A 14,777-nucleotide genomic window follows, 5' to 3' on the forward strand; every position below is an offset into this window, starting at 1 on the left:
AACGTCTGTAGCACTGTGTTGGACCACGACTTAACAGGAATGGGTGCAACACCTTTGCCCACATTATTGCTAATCAAGGAGTTAAGCGATGAACCAGCTAGACGCACTAAAACAGTACACCACCGTGGTGGCCGACAGCGGTGATATTGAATCTATTCGTAATTATCACCCGCAAGACGCGACCACTAACCCATCACTGATCCTAAAAGCCGCCGGTCTCGAGGGTTACAAACATCTGATTGATGACGCCATCGACTACGCGAAAAAACAGGGCGGCAGCAAAGAGACGCAAATCATCAACGCCAGCGACAAAGTGGCGATCAACCTCGGTATGGAAATTCTGAAAAGCATACCGGGCCGTGTTTCGACCGAAGTGGATGCGCGCCTCTCCTTCGATCGTGGCATGTGTGTCACCAAAGCTGAGAAACTGGTGCGCCTGTACGAAGAGTACGGCATCGACCGCTCACGCATTCTGATCAAACTGGCTTCCACCTGGGAAGGCATCAAAGCCGCTGAGGAGCTGGAGAAGAACGGCATTCAGTGCAACCTGACGCTGCTGTTCTCCTTCGCGCAGGCCCGCGCCTGTGCCGAAGCCGGTGTATTCCTGATTTCACCGTTTGTTGGCCGTATTTATGACTGGTACAACTCACGCAAGCCGATCGACCCGTATGTGGTCGACGAAGATCCAGGCGTGAAATCTGTGCGTCGTATCTACGATTACTACAAAAAGCACCGTTACAGCACCGTCATCATGGGTGCCAGCTTCCGTAAAGTAGAGCAAATTCAGGCGCTGGCCGGCTGCGACCGCCTGACCATTTCGCCTAACCTGCTGGAAGAGCTGGCCAACAGCGATGCGCCGCTGGAACGCAAGCTGGAGCCATCAACTGAAGGCTTCCATCAGCCGGCTTCACTGTCAGAAGCGGAATTCCGCTGGGAACATAATCAGGATCCGATGGCGGTTGAGAAGCTGTCAGACGGCATCCGCCAGTTCGCCATCGACCAGCAGAAGCTGGAAGACGTCCTCTCGTCACGTCTGTAACCCGCAATCACTCTTATGGCGGATGAGCAACGGCTTGTCCGCTATCGCCAAATCACAAGGGAGAACCTTATGTCTTCACGCAGAGAGTTGGCTAACGCCATTCGTGCACTCAGCATGGATGCGGTACAAAAAGCAAATTCCGGCCACCCCGGCATGCCGATGGGTATGGCTGATATCGCCGAAGTGTTGTGGCGCGATGTGCTGAAACACAATCCGAATAACCCGGCATGGGCTGACCGTGACCGCTTTATTCTTTCCAACGGTCACGGTTCGATGCTGCTTTACAGTTTGCTGCATCTCACCGGTTACGATCTGCCGATGGAAGAGCTGAAGAACTTCCGTCAGCTGCACTCAAAAACGCCGGGCCACCCGGAAATTGGCTATACGCCGGGCGTAGAAACCACCACCGGTCCGCTGGGCCAGGGCTTAGCTAACGCGGTGGGTTTGGCAATTGCCGAACGTACGCTGGCGGCGCAGTTCAACCGTCCCGGTCACGACATTGTTGACCATCACACCTACGTGTTTATGGGCGATGGCTGTTTGATGGAAGGCATCTCGCACGAAGTGAGTTCGCTGGCGGGTACGCTGGGCCTCGGTAAACTGATTGGTTTCTACGATCACAACGGCATCTCAATTGATGGTGAAACCGAAGGCTGGTTCACCGATGACACCCACAAACGCTTCGAAGCCTATAACTGGCATGTTGTGGGCAGCGCCGAAGGCATTGACGGCCACGACTCGGCAGCGATCGCCGCCGCCATCAAAGAAGCGCAAAGCGTCACCGATAAGCCTTCACTGATTATTTGCCGCACCACCATTGGCTTCGGCTCGCCGAATAAAGCCGGTAAAGAGGAGTCGCACGGCGCAGCGCTGGGCGAAGAGGAAGTGGCGCTGACGCGGCAGAAACTGGGCTGGCACTATCCGCCGTTTGAGATCCCAAAAGAGATTTACCAGCAATGGGATGCCAAAGAAGCAGGTGCGCAGCGTGAGAAATCCTGGGATGAGAAATTTGCCGCGTATAAATCGGCGCATCCTGAGCTGGCGCAAGAGTTCTCGCGTCGCCTAAACGGTGAAATGCCGGCGAACTGGGAGAGCGAAGCGCAGAAGTTTGTTGAACAGCTGCAGGCTAACCCGCAAAAAATCGCCAGCCGCAAAGCCTCACAAAACACGCTGGAAGTGTTCGGTAAACTGCTGCCGGAATTCCTTGGCGGTTCAGCCGATCTGGCGCCAAGTAACCTCACCATCTGGTCGGGCTCGAAATCGATCAAAGAGGATACCGCGGGTAACTACATTCACTACGGCGTGCGTGAGTTTGGCATGACGGCGATTGGCAACGGTATCGCCCATCACGGCGGTTTTGTGCCTTATACCGCTACCTTCCTGATGTTCGTTGAGTACGCGCGTAATGCGGTGCGCATGGCGGCGTTGATGAAAGCGCGTCAGGTATTGGTGTATACGCATGACTCGATCGGCCTTGGCGAAGATGGCCCAACCCACCAGCCGGTTGAGCAGATCGCCAGCCTGCGCGTGACGCCAAATCTTAGCCTGTGGCGTCCATGTGACCAGGTAGAAACTGCGGTGGCGTGGAAAGCCGCCGTTGAGCGCCATCATGGCCCAACCGCGCTGATCCTGTCGCGTCAGAATCTGCTGCAGCCGGAACGCAGCCAGGAGCAGGTAGCGAATATCGCACGCGGTGGCTATGTGCTGAAAGACAGCGCAGGCACGCCGGACGCAATCATTATCGCCACCGGTTCGGAGATCGAGATTGCGCTTGGCGCGGCGGAGAAACTGACCGCGGGCGGCCACAACATCCGCGTCGTTTCACTGCCGAGCACCGACGTGTTTGATAAGCAGGATGCGGCGTATCGCGAATCGGTGCTGCCATCCGGCGTGAAGGCGCGCGTGGCGGTGGAAGCCGGCATTGCCGATTACTGGTACAAGTATGTCGGTCTGGACGGCGCGATTGTCGGCATGACCACCTTCGGTGAGTCAGCACCGGCCGGCAAACTGTTCCCGGAATTCGGTTTCACCGTCGAGAACATCGTTAGCCACACTGAAGCCTTACTCAAGCCGCACTAATCGATCTGGCCCTGCGTCTTTTTGGCGTAAGGGCCATTTTTTGATCACAGCCTGATACAGAAAAAAATCCGCTCTGCCCCCTTCACGCCTCGCTCAAACTGATTACTATAAGCTTTCCTCCGATTCTCATAGCGGACGCTTTCCCGTTGAAAAAACGTACTCCTTTTTTACTGGCCTTAATGGTTTCAGTGCTTCCATTAAAAAGCATGGCGCAGTCGTCACCCGATCCGCTGCTGGCATCGCAGATTGTTGATCGCTATGCCGAGCACATTTTCTATGGCAGCGGCGCAACCGGCATGGCGCTGGTCGCGATTGATGGCAATCAGCGTGTCTTCGCCAGCTTTGGTGATACGCGTCCTGGCAATAACGTGCGTCCGCAGCAAGACTCGGTGATCCGTATCGCCTCGCTAAGCAAGCTAATGACCAGCGAAGTGATGGTGAAGATGGCCGAGCGCGGTCAAATCCGTCTTGACGATCCGCTGAGCAAATACGCGCCGCCCGGAGCACGCGTGCCGAGCTATAACGGCCAACCGATTCGCCTGATTAACCTGTCAACCCACACCAGCGGCCTGCCGCGCGAGCAGCCTGGCGGCAAACCGCACCGTCCGGTGTTTGTCTGGCCGACCAAATCCGATCGCTGGCAGTGGCTCAGCGGTGCTGAACTGAAAGCAACGCCCGGCTCGCGCGCGGCTTATTCTAATCTGGGATTTGATCTGCTGAGCGATGCTTTAGCCAAAGCGGCGGGCACGCCTTATCCAGCGCTGCTGCAGCAGCTGGTGACGCGTCCGCTCGGTATGAAAGACACCACTTTCACGCCGTCACCGGATCAGTGTCAGCGTTTGATGGTGGCGGAAAAAGGTGCCAGCCCGTGTAACAACACGCTGGCCGCGATTGGCAGCGGTGGCGTTTACTCGACACCAGACGATATGGGACGCTGGATGCAGCAGTTCCTCAATTCGGCGGTTAATCACCGCACGCCGCAGATCGATCGCCTGCAAACCCTGATTTACCGTCGCGACCAACTAACGAAAGTTGAAGGTATGGATGTACCGGGCCGCGCCGACGCGCTGGGCATGGGTTGGGTGTATATGGGGCCGAAGGAGGGTCGTCCGGGGATTATTCAGAAAACCGGCGGCGGCGGCGGTTTCATCACCTATATGGCGATGGTGCCACAGCACAACGTTGGTGTATTTGTGGTGGTGACGCGTTCGCCACTCACGCGTTTCACCCCGATGAGCGATGGCGTAAACAACATGCTAACCGAACTGGTGGGCAATCAGTCCGGTTCACCGATGACGGTGCAGGCGATTCGCTAATGGGTGAGTGGCGGTCGCCATAAATGGCGACCCTACAAAACATTCGTAGGGTGCGCATTAATGCGCACCTGGTTAACGCGATTGCACCGGATTCTGCGGTTCGCTGATCCATAACGTAGGCCAATCCTCACTGCTGTGCCAGGCATCGCAGGTTTTCTCTTCTGCATATTCTGCCAGCACAAACTCACTGCCGTCATACTGCCAGCGCGTCGCCACACCGCAATCGCCCAATCCCCGCCCTTTACTGAAGGTATAAAGCAGCCCATTGCTGGCATCGAATTCCGCATTCACCAGCTCCAGCTGCGTGTCGCTACGGGAAGGCGGGGTAAACGGCAGCGTTAAACTCAAACCTCGCGATACATACGGCGCGCTGCGCGTCACTTCAAATGCCAGATCGATAACGTTGTAAGCGCCGGTTTCGCAACTGACCAGCAGCAGCGCTTTGCTGTCAGTGAGCGGCGATACGCTCACTTCGCGCCGCAGCGGATCGAGCGAGCAGTTATCGGTATTCACGCGCCAGGTACCGTAATCAATCAATCCACTGGTCTCTTCCTGGGTTAACGGCGCTGGCGATGGCAACGGTGCAGGGAGCTGCGGCAGCATCGGCTGTGGCGGCACATCCCATTGCACACGGTCGCCACGTTTCACCCAGGCACTGGCACCGTTTACCCTGCCCTGCACGTCATCCATGAGCAACAGCGCTGCCTTCATCCCGCTGAGGGGAACGGTAGCGCTCGCTTTGTAGGTTAATTGCAGATTCTGCGCATCCAGCGTCTGCGCCAGGAACTCATCGATGGCGATAGCATTGCTGGTTGCAAGATGATGCGGTTCCACCGTCCAGTGTTTGAGATCGGGTGTCAGCCGGCGCTGATCGAGCAGCAGGTTATCTTTCAGCGGACCGCCCGACAGATCGCCGCTGTAGGCGCTGCCGTAATCGATGCGCAGCAGCGGGCGATCGTTGACGCCAGCATGACGTGAGAGAGTCATCACCAGGCCATTATCCCCGGGGAAACTGCGAGCCACGCAAAAAGCCGCATTGTTGCAGGTCAGCTGCCAGTCAGAAAATGACTTTTGCAGTGGCTGAGCCTGCACGCACGCGACAAAGAGAAAAGGCAATAAAAGCAGTAATTTCATCCAATACGACATCAAAAAAATCGGTCCCCAAATTCCTGGAAAGAAAATGATAGCGCAACGGGAACGCTGTCAGCAGGCCTAAACTGTGAGCCGGCCCTAATAGTGAGGTTAACTGCTGGAAAAGCAGGCACCTTGTGGCGATCGGGTACTGGATGACGCAATGCCTTCATCATCCGTTTTGACCGATTACTGCTCAATCGGATTCGTCGCACTCTTGGTGCGCAATCACAAAACGGTCAAATACACACAAACGGTCATAACCGGTCATGTCGGCTTAATTGTATGCTGGCAGCGTTCAACGCGCATAGCGCATTACTCCCGGCGCTTTAGCGGTATTTTTGTGATGAATATCACTTAATTTTGATAACCAGACATCTCATTTACATTAATTACAGATCCAAATCACTCTAATCAGCTCAGGCATTTTCACCTCCACGGACTCGTGTGCAGTCCACACTTTCCTGCGGCGCAATCCAGTAATTTATAACCATCGGAGGGCAGTTATGTTGCCGATTGAAAGACAGCAGAGAATTATTGACGAATTAAATTTAAATGGTCGGGTCATTGTCGCTGAATTAGTCACGTTATGTCAGGTTTCACAAGAAACCATTCGTCGTGATTTAACTCAGCTGGAGAAACGTGGGCTGCTGCAACGCAGCCACGGCGGTGCGGTACCAGCAAAACGACAGGCTGCCAACATTCAGGGGAATACACGTGGTGTTAACGAGTTTGAATTATCTTTCCGCCAGAGAATAAATGAACATGTTGATGCCAAGATGGCGATTGCCAAACGTGCACTCGATTTCATTAGCCCCGGCGATTGTATATTACTCGATAGCAGCACCACATGCTGGTATTTAGCGCGACAGCTACCGGATATTGAATTAACGGTATTAACCAATTCCATCAGAATTGTGCAAACCCTTGCGGCGCGCGGCAGTATCCGCACCATCTGTCTGGGGGGAGAATATTCTGACCGTTATGAAGATTTCCACGGCGTAGTCGCCGAGCAACCGCTCAGGGAATTTCAGATTAATAAGATCTTTTTTTCCTGTAGCAGTTTAGGCAATGACGGTTATTTACGTGAAGGTAACGAAAACAACGCACATTTAAAACAGCAAATGTTATTAGCAGCAGAAAGAAAACATCTGCTGCTGGATGGAAGTAAATTCCTGCGGCCCTCATTCGCGCGTATTTGCCACTATCGCGATGTGGACTTTCTCATTACTGACCAATTAAAAGACAAAGAGCTGGAACAAGAATTAGCGTGGAACGGCGTCAATGTTATTGATTGCTCCCAGCGCAGCCATTCTATGCAGCTAATAAAAAATTAAATCGGAGTCTTTATGAAAAAACATCTTATCGCCTGTTCTCTCCTCGCACTGTTTGCCGCCACCGGGGCGCACGCTGCTGACAAATTACGTATGGGCATCGTGGTGAAGATTGGCGGTATCCCGTGGTTCAACGCCATGGAGGCGGGCATCAAGAGTGAAGCGGCCAAGCGCGGTATTGACGCGTGGATGGTGGGTCCAACCGCAGCCGACCCCGCTTTGCAGGTGCGTGCTATCGAAGATTTGATTGCGCAGAAAGTCGACATCATTGGCGTGGTGCCGAATGACCCGAAAGTGCTGGAGCCGGTGCTGAAACGCGCGCGTGATGCCGGCATTGAAGTCATTACCCACGAATCACCGGATCAGAAAGGTGCCAACTGGGACTTTGAACTGGTAGATGCGCCAACGCACGGCATCAACCACATGAAAGCGCTGGCGAAGTGCATGCATGAAGAGGGCAAATATGCCATGTACGTCGGCAGCCTGACCGTGCCGCTGCATCAGCAGTGGACCGACGCCGCGCTGAACTACCAGAAAGAACACTACCCGAAAATGCAGATGGTGACTGACAAGTTCGGCGTGGGCGAATCGCTGGATGACTCGATTCGCACCACCAACGAACTGATGTCTAAGTACCCGGATCTGAAAGGCATTATGGCCTTCGGTTCACAAGGCCCGATTGGCGCCGGCCGCGCGGTAATGAACCGTAACAAGATTGACCAGGTTTGCGTAATTGGCGCCTTCAGCCCGGGCCAGGGCGCATCGCTGGTGCAGCGCGGTGCCATTAAAGGCGGCTATATCTGGAATCCGCAGACCGCTGGCGAAGTGTTTGTGCGCATCGCCGACATGATGCAGAAAAAAGAGCCAATCACCGACGGAATGACCATCGAGGGTTTGGGCAAAGTGAAGGTAGACGAGGCGACGCACACCATCCTCGGCAATAACACCGAAAGCCTGGACAAAGAGAATCTGCCAAAACTGGTGAAAATGGGGCTGTAATGATGAATGAGGTGATCCCACAGACGCTAATTGCGCTCGACAACCTGTCGAAAACATTTGGTGGCAATCGCGCACTGAGCGATATCTCGCTGACCCTACTGGCTGGCGAAGTGCACTGTCTCGCTGGCACCAACGGCTGTGGCAAAAGCACCTTAATCAAAGTCATTTCCGGGGTGCACGCCCCGGATAGCGGCAGCCGTATTACGCTGGGTGAAGGCCCCAGCTTCCCGCGTCTGACCACCCGTCAGGCGCGTGACTTCGGCATCCAGGTGATTTACCAGGATCTGTCGCTGTTCCCCAATCTCAGCGTGGCGGAAAACATCGCCTTTGAGCACAACCTGAATAGCCTGCTCGGCTGGCATCGCCAGGGCAAACTGCGTGCAACGGCACAGCGCATCATTGATGAACTGAAGTTCGAACTCAATCTGGATGAAAAAGTATCGTCGCTGTCGATTGCGCAGCGCCAGCAGGTGGCGATTTGTCGTGCGCTGGTCGCCGATGCGCGGCTGGTGATTATGGATGAGCCAACGGCATCATTAACGCGTACCGAAGTGAATCAGCTGCTGCGCACCGTACGTTACCTGAAAGACAAAAACATCTGCGTGGTGTTTGTTAGTCATCGCCTGGATGAAGTGCTGGAGATCTCCGACCGCGTTACGGTAATCCGCGATGGGCGCAAAATGGGCTGCTGGCCCGCCAAAGAGATGACGCCGCACCATCTCACCGAACTGATGACCGGGCTGAAGCTCGACTATCAGCTAAAAACGCCGACCCGCAATGACGATCGCTTGATTCTCCAAGTCGAGAAACTGACGCGTGCCGGCCAATATCACGACGTCAATTTCAAACTCTATCAGGGCGAAGTACTCGGCCTGTGCGGCCTGCTTGGCTCCGGCCGCACCGAACTGGCATTGTCGCTGTTTGGCATGACCAAACCGGACAGCGGCAAGATCTGGCTCGATAGCAAACCGGTGCGCTTTCGTGGTCATGAAGATGCCATTAAAGCCGGGATCGGTTATGTCTCCGAAGATCGCCTCACCCTCGGTTTGGTGCAGCAGCAATCGGTGGCCGACAACATGGTGCTGCCGATCCTCGACAAGCTGCAAAACCGTTTTCACATTATTGATGAGTACCGCAAGAACAAGCTGATCCTGCAGTGGATTCAGCAGCTCGGCGTGCGCGTCGCCGATCCCAATCTGGCGATCTCCACGCTCTCCGGCGGTAATCAGCAGAAAATCGTGCTGGCGAAGTGGGTGCTGACGCAGCCACGTATTTTGATTCTTGATTCGCCGACGGTCGGCGTAGATGTCGGCGCTAAAGCCAGTATCTATCAGCTGATTCATGCGCTGGCGAAGGAGGGTCTGTCGATCATTCTGATTTCCGATGAAGTGCCCGAAGTTTGGTACAACTGCGACCGCATCCTGCACTTCCGTGATGGCACCGTTCATGCCGAATACCAACCCGATACCGTTGAGCAACACCAGCTGGCGGAGGTGATCAATGCCTGATTTTTCTCGTTTACGCCCGCACTCCAGCCAGGGCTGGCTCGCCTGGGTACTGCTGGCTTTTATCCTGTTCTTCTCCGCCGCCAGCGACCAGTTCCTGACGGTGCAAAACCTGCTCGATTTGGCGGAAAGCTACGCCGTCACCGGCATCTTCGCGCTCGGCCTGTTTGTGGTGTTGGTGACCGGTGGCATCGACATCTCCTTCGCGGCGGTGGCGTCGGTGGTGCAATACCTGATCGCCTCGCTGTTTGTGCAGTTCCAGTTTGATAACGCCGTGCTCAGCATCTTGCTGGCGGTGGTGTGCGGCACGCTGTTTGGCGTGATTAACGCCCTGCTGATTACCACGCTGCGCGTGGTGTCGATCATCATCACCATCAGCATGCAATCGCTGCTGTTTGGTCTGCTGATGTGGGTGACCGGCGGCAAAAGTCTCTATTCATTGCCGGATTGGTGGATCACCCTGCGCAGCGTGCTGCCGTTTACGTGGCAAGGCAACAGCTTCCAGCTTGGCTTGCCGCTGGTGACCATGTTGGTGATTGCCGGATTGACCGCGCTGCTGCTGAACAAAACCAATCTGGGTCGCCAGCTGTATGCGGTAGGCGGCGATGCCGAATCAGCGCGCCGTATCGGTATTCGCGTGGGTCTGATTCATCTGTTCGCCTACGGCTGGCTGGGTGCGATGGCGGCGATTGGCGGGCTGGTGCAGGTCTATCGCATGGGTGAAGTGGTGCCGAATGCGCTGGTCGGCGGCGAGCTGGATGTGCTGGCGGCCACCGTACTCGGCGGTGCCAGCCTGATGGGCGGCAAAGGCACGGTGAGCGGCACGCTAATGGGCGTCTTCCTTATCGCCATTCTGAAGAACGGCCTCAACCTGATTGGCGTCTCCAACTACTTCATGAACATCGTGGTGGGCGGCGTGATCATGGTGGCCATCGCTGTGACTCACTACAAAAAACGTAAAGAAACTGACGTCAGTTTCGTCTGACCACAGGAGCAAAAAATATGAAATCACTCTCTGCTCTGCGTCCGGACGGCACCAATATCGGCCTGATGCTGCTGATTGCGCTGGCGCTGGCGATCTTCACCGTCATGCTGCCAGGCCGCTTTCTCACCGACTCCACCTTTATGAGCATGGCGTTTCAGCTGCCCGAACTCGGTTTGCTGACGCTGGCGATGTTTATCGCCATTCTCAGCGGCGGCCTCAATCTGGCGATTATTGCCACCGCCAACCTGACGGCGCTGTTTATCGCCTGGACGCTGATGAGCGCCCTGCCCGCCGATGCCGGCACCGGCATGCAGCTGCTGTGGTTACTGATGGCAATTATTGGCGCAATGCTGATTGCCACGGTGATTGGCGTGATTACCGGCGTGATGGTCACGCGCATCGGCGCGCACCCGATTCTGGTGACGCTGGCCACCATGATGACGCTCAACGGTATCGGCATCTGGCTGACCAAAGGCGCGGCGGTGAGCGGCATGCCGTCGGGGGGGCAGGCGCTCGGTTCCGATACGCTGCTCGGCGTCCCGCTGCCGCTGTGGGTATTTCTGATTGCCGCCGCGCTGCTGGCGCTGTTCCTCGGCAAAACCCGCGCCGGTAAATGCATCTACATGGGCGGCAGCAACATCAATGCCACCTGGTTCAGCGGTATTAATACCCATCGTATGGTGATTCTGGTGTACGTCATCTCCAGCCTGCTGTGCGTGTTAGCCGGATTGATCATGATGGCGCGCTTTAACTCGGCGCGTATGGGCTACGGCGACGCTTACCTGCTGTTAACGGTGCTGGCGATCATCCTCGGCGGTACCGATCCCAACGGCGGTTTTGGGCGCGTCACCGGCGTGGTGCTGGCGCTGATCGCGCTGCAAGTGCTCTCCACCGGTTTCAACCTGATGAACATCAGCCAGCACGTCAGCCTGGCGATGTGGGGCGCGGTGCTGATTGTGGTGCTGGCCTTCAAACAATTTAAAACCCGCTTTAACGAACATCGTGCCGTCAAGCTCAGCAAACTGGCTGCGGCGCTTAACCCTTTGACCGAAAAAAAGGAAGTATGATGCGTATTCAAGTCTCCCCGTCGTTGATGTGTATGAATCTGATGGAGATCAAGCACCAGCTCGCCGTGCTGGACTCCCGCGCCGACTTCCTTCACATCGATATTATGGATGGTCACTACGTGAAAAATATCACGCTGTCGCCGTTCTTCATTGAGCAGATTCGCCCGTTTACCAAGGTGGCGCTGGATGTCCATTTGATGGTCGAGCAACCCACCGATTTCATTGAAGTGATTGCGAAAGCCGGTGCGGATTACATCTGCCCGCACGCCGAAACCATCAACCGCGACGCGTTCCGTGTGATCAATATGATCCGCAGCTTCGGCAAAAAAGTCGGCGTAGTGCTGAACCCGGCCACGCCGGTCTCGTTTATCCATCACTACATTCATTTGGTGGATAAGATCACCGTGATGACGGTCGATCCGGGCTATGCCGGACAGCCGTTTATTCCGGAAATGGTGCAGAAGGTGCAAGAGCTGAAAACGCTAAAGCAGACCAACGGCTATCACTATCTGATTGAGATTGACGGCTCCTGCAATACTCGTACTTACAACACGCTGGTTGGCGCTGGCGCAGAAGTGCTGATTGTCGGCACCTCCGGTTTGTTCAATATTCACGACGATCTGGAAACCGCCTGGAACATGATGCGCGAAAGCATTGATGAGGCTCAGGGATTGGCGCAGGTATCCGCATGAAAAAATGCTGGCTCGGTATCGACATTGGCGGCACCGGCACACGTCTGCAGCTGATGGAAGCAGGCCGTATCTGGTCGAGCTTCCGTAAAGTGCCGACGGCCAGCTGGGCGCAGCAGCCCGATGCCTTAAGCGCATTGGGGCAGTTGATCAGTGAAACGCTGGAGCAGCAGCCGGTCAGCGGCGTGATGCTTGGCTTGCCCGGCATTCTCAGCCGCGACCGCCAGCAGGTGATTTCGCTGCCGTTTATCCAGGCGCTGGATCAGCAACCGGTTGCCGCGCTGCTCACCGAGCGGCTTGGCGTACCGGTGGCGATGGACAAAGATGTTAACCACCTGATGCTGTGGGATTTACTGCAGCTGGAGCAGCTGCCGGACAGTGCCGTGGGCTTGTATCCCGGCACTGGCATGGGCAACAGCTTGTGGCTTAACGGCCAGTTTTATCACGGTCAGCATGGCGGTGCCGGTGAACTCGGCCACGTGCCGATTGCCGGTAACCATCTGCCCTGCCCGTGCGGCAATCACGGCTGTGCGGAAACGGTGACTTCCGGCCACTGGCTGAGCCGCTGGGCAGCCGTCAACGTGCCAGAAACCGGCATGTCAGCGCTGTTTAGCCAACATCGCGAACATGCGGAGTTGCAGGCTTTTGTACAGCGGCTGGCGCAGCTGATTGCCACCGAAATGAACATCCTCGATCCGGAATACCTGATTCTCGGCGGCGGCGTGCTGGCCATGGCCGACTTCCCGCTGGCGCAGCTGCGCAGCCAGATTCAGCAGCATTTACGTCCACCCGCTACGCGTGACGGCCTGAAGATCGTGTTTAGCCAATCCACCGATCACACCGGGTGCCGCGGTGCCTGTTTAGCCGCCGAACGTCTGTTCAGGAGTGCATGATGAAAGGAAAAGTGTGTGTGTTTGGCTCGTTCAACCTCGACGTGGTGGCGGTGATGAACCGTTTCCCGATGCCCGGCGAATCGCTCACCGCCCATACCAGCATGATGGGGCCGGGCGGCAAAGGCGCCAACCAGGCGACGGCGGCGCTGCGTGCCGGGGCGCGCGTGCACTACATCGGCAAAATAGGTAATGATGACTTCGGCATGTTTGCGCGTCGCCATCTGGAAAAGACCGGTTTCGATGCCATTACCTTGTTTACCTGCAAAGAAAAACCGACTGGCAATGCGCTGATTTACGTGGCGGGCGACGATGCCGAGAACATGATTTCGGTCTATCCTGGCGCCAACACCACCGTGACCGCTGCGGAAGTGGCGCGCTGCCAACCCACGGTGGCTGCCGCCGATATTCTGCTGGTTCAGCTGGAGAATAACCTCAGCGCTATTCAGCGCATGATCGACAATGCGCGCGCCGGCGGCACCTTTGTGATCATGAATCCGGCGCCGTGGCAGAAAGTCACGGATGCGCTGCTGGCGAAGGTGGATTTGCTGACGCCTAACAGCACCGAAGCGATGCAGCTGACTGGCGTGAAGGTAACCGACTTCACCAGCGCGCAGCAGGCCGCAGAAGTGCTGCACCGCAAAGGCGCACGTCAGGTCATCATTACGCTGGGGATTGCGGGTGCCTTGCTCTCTGTTGCCGGACAACAGGCATTACGTATTCCGCTGTTTCCGGCTCAGCCGCTGGATAGCACCGGCGCGGGCGATGCCTTCAATGGCGCATTGGCGGCGCGTCTCGCTTCCGGCGATGAGCTGCCGCAGGCGGCGCTGTTTGCCGCGGCTTATGCTTCGCTGTGTGTGGAGCGTTCTGGTGCGGCACACTCGATGCCCTCTTACGCAGAAGCGCTGGCCAGGTTGCAGGCGTATCCGGATTGCATCCTGGAAGCGTTGGGCGAGTGTGTTTGATGTCGTGCGGTGAATGACCAGGTCGCCATGAATGGCGACCCTACGATTAAAACGTGCACGCTGTAGGGGCGCCATTCATGGCGCGAAGTTTACGCCTGCAACCAGCCGGCGATCTGCGCATGCTGCAGCAGCATAATGGCTTTGCCATCGCGAATGCGGCCATCTTTTACCATCATCAGCGCTTCCGGGAAACTCAGCTCCAGCACGGTAATCTCTTCATCTTCGACGCCGCCGCCCTTGTTGGCACGCTGCGCATCGCTGTATTCCGCCGCGAAGAAGTGGATCAGTTCGGTTACGCCGCCCGGCGACATATAGGCTTCAAAAATTTTCTCCACTTTTCCCACTTGATAGCCGGTCTCTTCAATCGCCTCTTTACGAATGCAATCTTCAGGCGAATCGTCATCCAGCAATCCGGCACAGGTTTCAATCAGCTCGCCGCTGGTATTGCCATTAACATAGGTGGCGATGCGGAACTGACGAACCAGCAGAACAGTATTTTTTTCAGTGTTATACAGCAGGATAGTTGCGCCGTTGCCGCGATCGTAGACTTCGCGTTTATGACGCACGACTTCGCCGTTGTTGCGGGTGAGTTCGTAGGTGAAGTTGCGCAGCACAAACCAGTTTTCTGACAACAACTTATCTTTGATGATGTTGATCTTTAACGACATAGCCGCTCCACTGCAGATTTGAGGGAGCCTGAGATAATAGGCCGAAGCGGTACGGAAAACTATCTGAATTGTGAGGTTGGACGTTTGATAAAAACCAGGTCGCCATAAAT

General features: G+C 55.9%; 13 protein-coding genes. 11 read left to right on the forward strand and 2 right to left on the reverse strand.

The features are described 5' to 3' along the window. Positions 1-88: 88 nt before the first annotated feature. The 3 genes from tal (at position 89) to ampH (ending at position 4,434) form a co-directional block, all read left to right on the forward strand. Positions 89-1,039 (forward strand): transaldolase, encoded by a 951-nt coding sequence (tal, locus tag AC790_RS20210; RefSeq protein WP_007890880.1) that lies wholly within the window; start codon positions 89-91, stop codon positions 1,037-1,039. Positions 1,040-1,108: 69 nt separating this feature from the next. Beyond that, positions 1,109-3,118, forward strand: a complete 2,010-nt coding sequence (gene tkt / locus AC790_RS20215) for a transketolase (RefSeq protein WP_007890876.1) — start codon at positions 1,109-1,111, stop codon at positions 3,116-3,118. Positions 3,119-3,264: 146 nt separating this feature from the next. Continuing rightward, entirely contained in the window at positions 3,265-4,434 is a 1,170-nt protein-coding gene (gene ampH / locus AC790_RS20220; protein ID WP_007890873.1) for a D-alanyl-D-alanine-carboxypeptidase/endopeptidase AmpH, read from the forward strand. 72 nt (positions 4,435-4,506) lie between these two features. On the opposite strand, the gene AC790_RS20225 is transcribed toward ampH, so the two are convergent. Beyond that, on the reverse strand, positions 4,507-5,580 hold the full coding sequence (locus AC790_RS20225; protein WP_049852951.1) for a DUF1176 domain-containing protein: 1,074 nt from the start codon (positions 5,578-5,580) through the stop codon (positions 4,507-4,509). A 491-nt stretch (positions 5,581-6,071) separates the two neighbouring features. Between AC790_RS20225 and AC790_RS20230 the strand changes: the two genes are divergently transcribed. Genes AC790_RS20230 through AC790_RS20265 form a run of 8 tightly spaced genes read left to right on the forward strand, consistent with a single transcriptional unit; the run spans position 6,072 to position 13,999 of the window. Further along, positions 6,072-6,902 (forward strand): DeoR/GlpR family DNA-binding transcription regulator, encoded by an 831-nt coding sequence (locus tag AC790_RS20230; protein WP_007890868.1) that lies wholly within the window; start codon positions 6,072-6,074, stop codon positions 6,900-6,902. A gap of 12 nt (positions 6,903-6,914) precedes the next feature. Next, entirely contained in the window at positions 6,915-7,898 is a 984-nt protein-coding gene (locus AC790_RS20235; protein ID WP_049852952.1) for a substrate-binding domain-containing protein, read from the forward strand. Positions 7,899-7,900: 2 nt separating this feature from the next. Further along, complete coding sequence (locus AC790_RS20240) at positions 7,901-9,406, forward strand: sugar ABC transporter ATP-binding protein (RefSeq protein WP_049853034.1); 1,506 nt, start codon at positions 7,901-7,903, stop codon at positions 9,404-9,406. Continuing rightward, entirely contained in the window at positions 9,399-10,388 is a 990-nt protein-coding gene (locus tag AC790_RS20245) for an ABC transporter permease (protein ID WP_007890860.1), read from the forward strand. Before AC790_RS20240 ends, AC790_RS20245 begins: the two co-directional genes overlap by 8 nt. A 17-nt stretch (positions 10,389-10,405) precedes the next feature. Then, on the forward strand, positions 10,406-11,455 hold the full coding sequence (locus tag AC790_RS20250) for an ABC transporter permease (RefSeq protein ID WP_049852953.1): 1,050 nt from the start codon (positions 10,406-10,408) through the stop codon (positions 11,453-11,455). Beyond that, positions 11,455-12,147 carry a D-allulose 6-phosphate 3-epimerase gene (alsE, locus tag AC790_RS20255; protein ID WP_007890856.1) on the forward strand — a complete coding sequence of 231 codons (693 nt, stop codon included), beginning with the start codon at positions 11,455-11,457 and terminating at the stop codon, positions 12,145-12,147. The genes AC790_RS20250 and alsE overlap by 1 nt, the downstream gene beginning before the upstream one ends. Then, the gene (gene alsK, locus AC790_RS20260; RefSeq protein ID WP_049852954.1) at positions 12,144-13,037 is read left to right on the forward strand and encodes an allose kinase; all 894 of its coding nucleotides are present in this window, start codon (positions 12,144-12,146) and stop codon (positions 13,035-13,037) included. Before alsE ends, alsK begins: the two co-directional genes overlap by 4 nt. Next, positions 13,037-13,999, forward strand: coding sequence for a ribokinase (locus tag AC790_RS20265; protein ID WP_007890853.1), 963 nt, complete (start codon positions 13,037-13,039; stop codon positions 13,997-13,999). Before alsK ends, AC790_RS20265 begins: the two co-directional genes overlap by 1 nt. An 89-nt stretch (positions 14,000-14,088) precedes the next feature. Here AC790_RS20265 and nudK read toward each other — a convergent pair whose 3' ends face one another. After that, a complete protein-coding gene (gene nudK, locus AC790_RS20270; protein WP_007890851.1) occupies positions 14,089-14,667 on the reverse strand; it encodes a GDP-mannose pyrophosphatase NudK in 579 nt (192 codons plus the stop codon). Positions 14,668-14,777 lie beyond the last annotated feature (110 nt).

This window comes from Pantoea sp. RIT-PI-b (genome assembly GCF_001187905.1).
Lineage (GTDB): Bacteria > Pseudomonadota > Gammaproteobacteria > Enterobacterales > Enterobacteriaceae > Pantoea > Pantoea nemavictus.

Coding starts and splice junctions, on each gene's coding strand:
- tal (WP_007890880.1), top strand. CDS start 89: ATGAACCAGCTAGACGCACTAAAACAGTACACCACCGTGGTGGCCGAC.
- tkt (WP_007890876.1), top strand. CDS start 1,109: ATGTCTTCACGCAGAGAGTTGGCTAACGCCATTCGTGCACTCAGCATG.
- AC790_RS20225 (WP_049852951.1), bottom strand. CDS start 5,580: ATGTCGTATTGGATGAAATTACTGCTTTTATTGCCTTTTCTCTTTGTC.
- AC790_RS20230 (WP_007890868.1), top strand. CDS start 6,072: ATGTTGCCGATTGAAAGACAGCAGAGAATTATTGACGAATTAAATTTA.
- AC790_RS20235 (WP_049852952.1), top strand. CDS start 6,915: ATGAAAAAACATCTTATCGCCTGTTCTCTCCTCGCACTGTTTGCCGCC.
- AC790_RS20240 (WP_049853034.1), top strand. CDS start 7,901: ATGAATGAGGTGATCCCACAGACGCTAATTGCGCTCGACAACCTGTCG.
- AC790_RS20245 (WP_007890860.1), top strand. CDS start 9,399: ATGCCTGATTTTTCTCGTTTACGCCCGCACTCCAGCCAGGGCTGGCTC.
- AC790_RS20250 (WP_049852953.1), top strand. CDS start 10,406: ATGAAATCACTCTCTGCTCTGCGTCCGGACGGCACCAATATCGGCCTG.
- alsE (WP_007890856.1), top strand. CDS start 11,455: ATGCGTATTCAAGTCTCCCCGTCGTTGATGTGTATGAATCTGATGGAG.
- alsK (WP_049852954.1), top strand. CDS start 12,144: ATGAAAAAATGCTGGCTCGGTATCGACATTGGCGGCACCGGCACACGT.
- AC790_RS20265 (WP_007890853.1), top strand. CDS start 13,037: ATGAAAGGAAAAGTGTGTGTGTTTGGCTCGTTCAACCTCGACGTGGTG.
- nudK (WP_007890851.1), bottom strand. CDS start 14,667: ATGTCGTTAAAGATCAACATCATCAAAGATAAGTTGTTGTCAGAAAAC.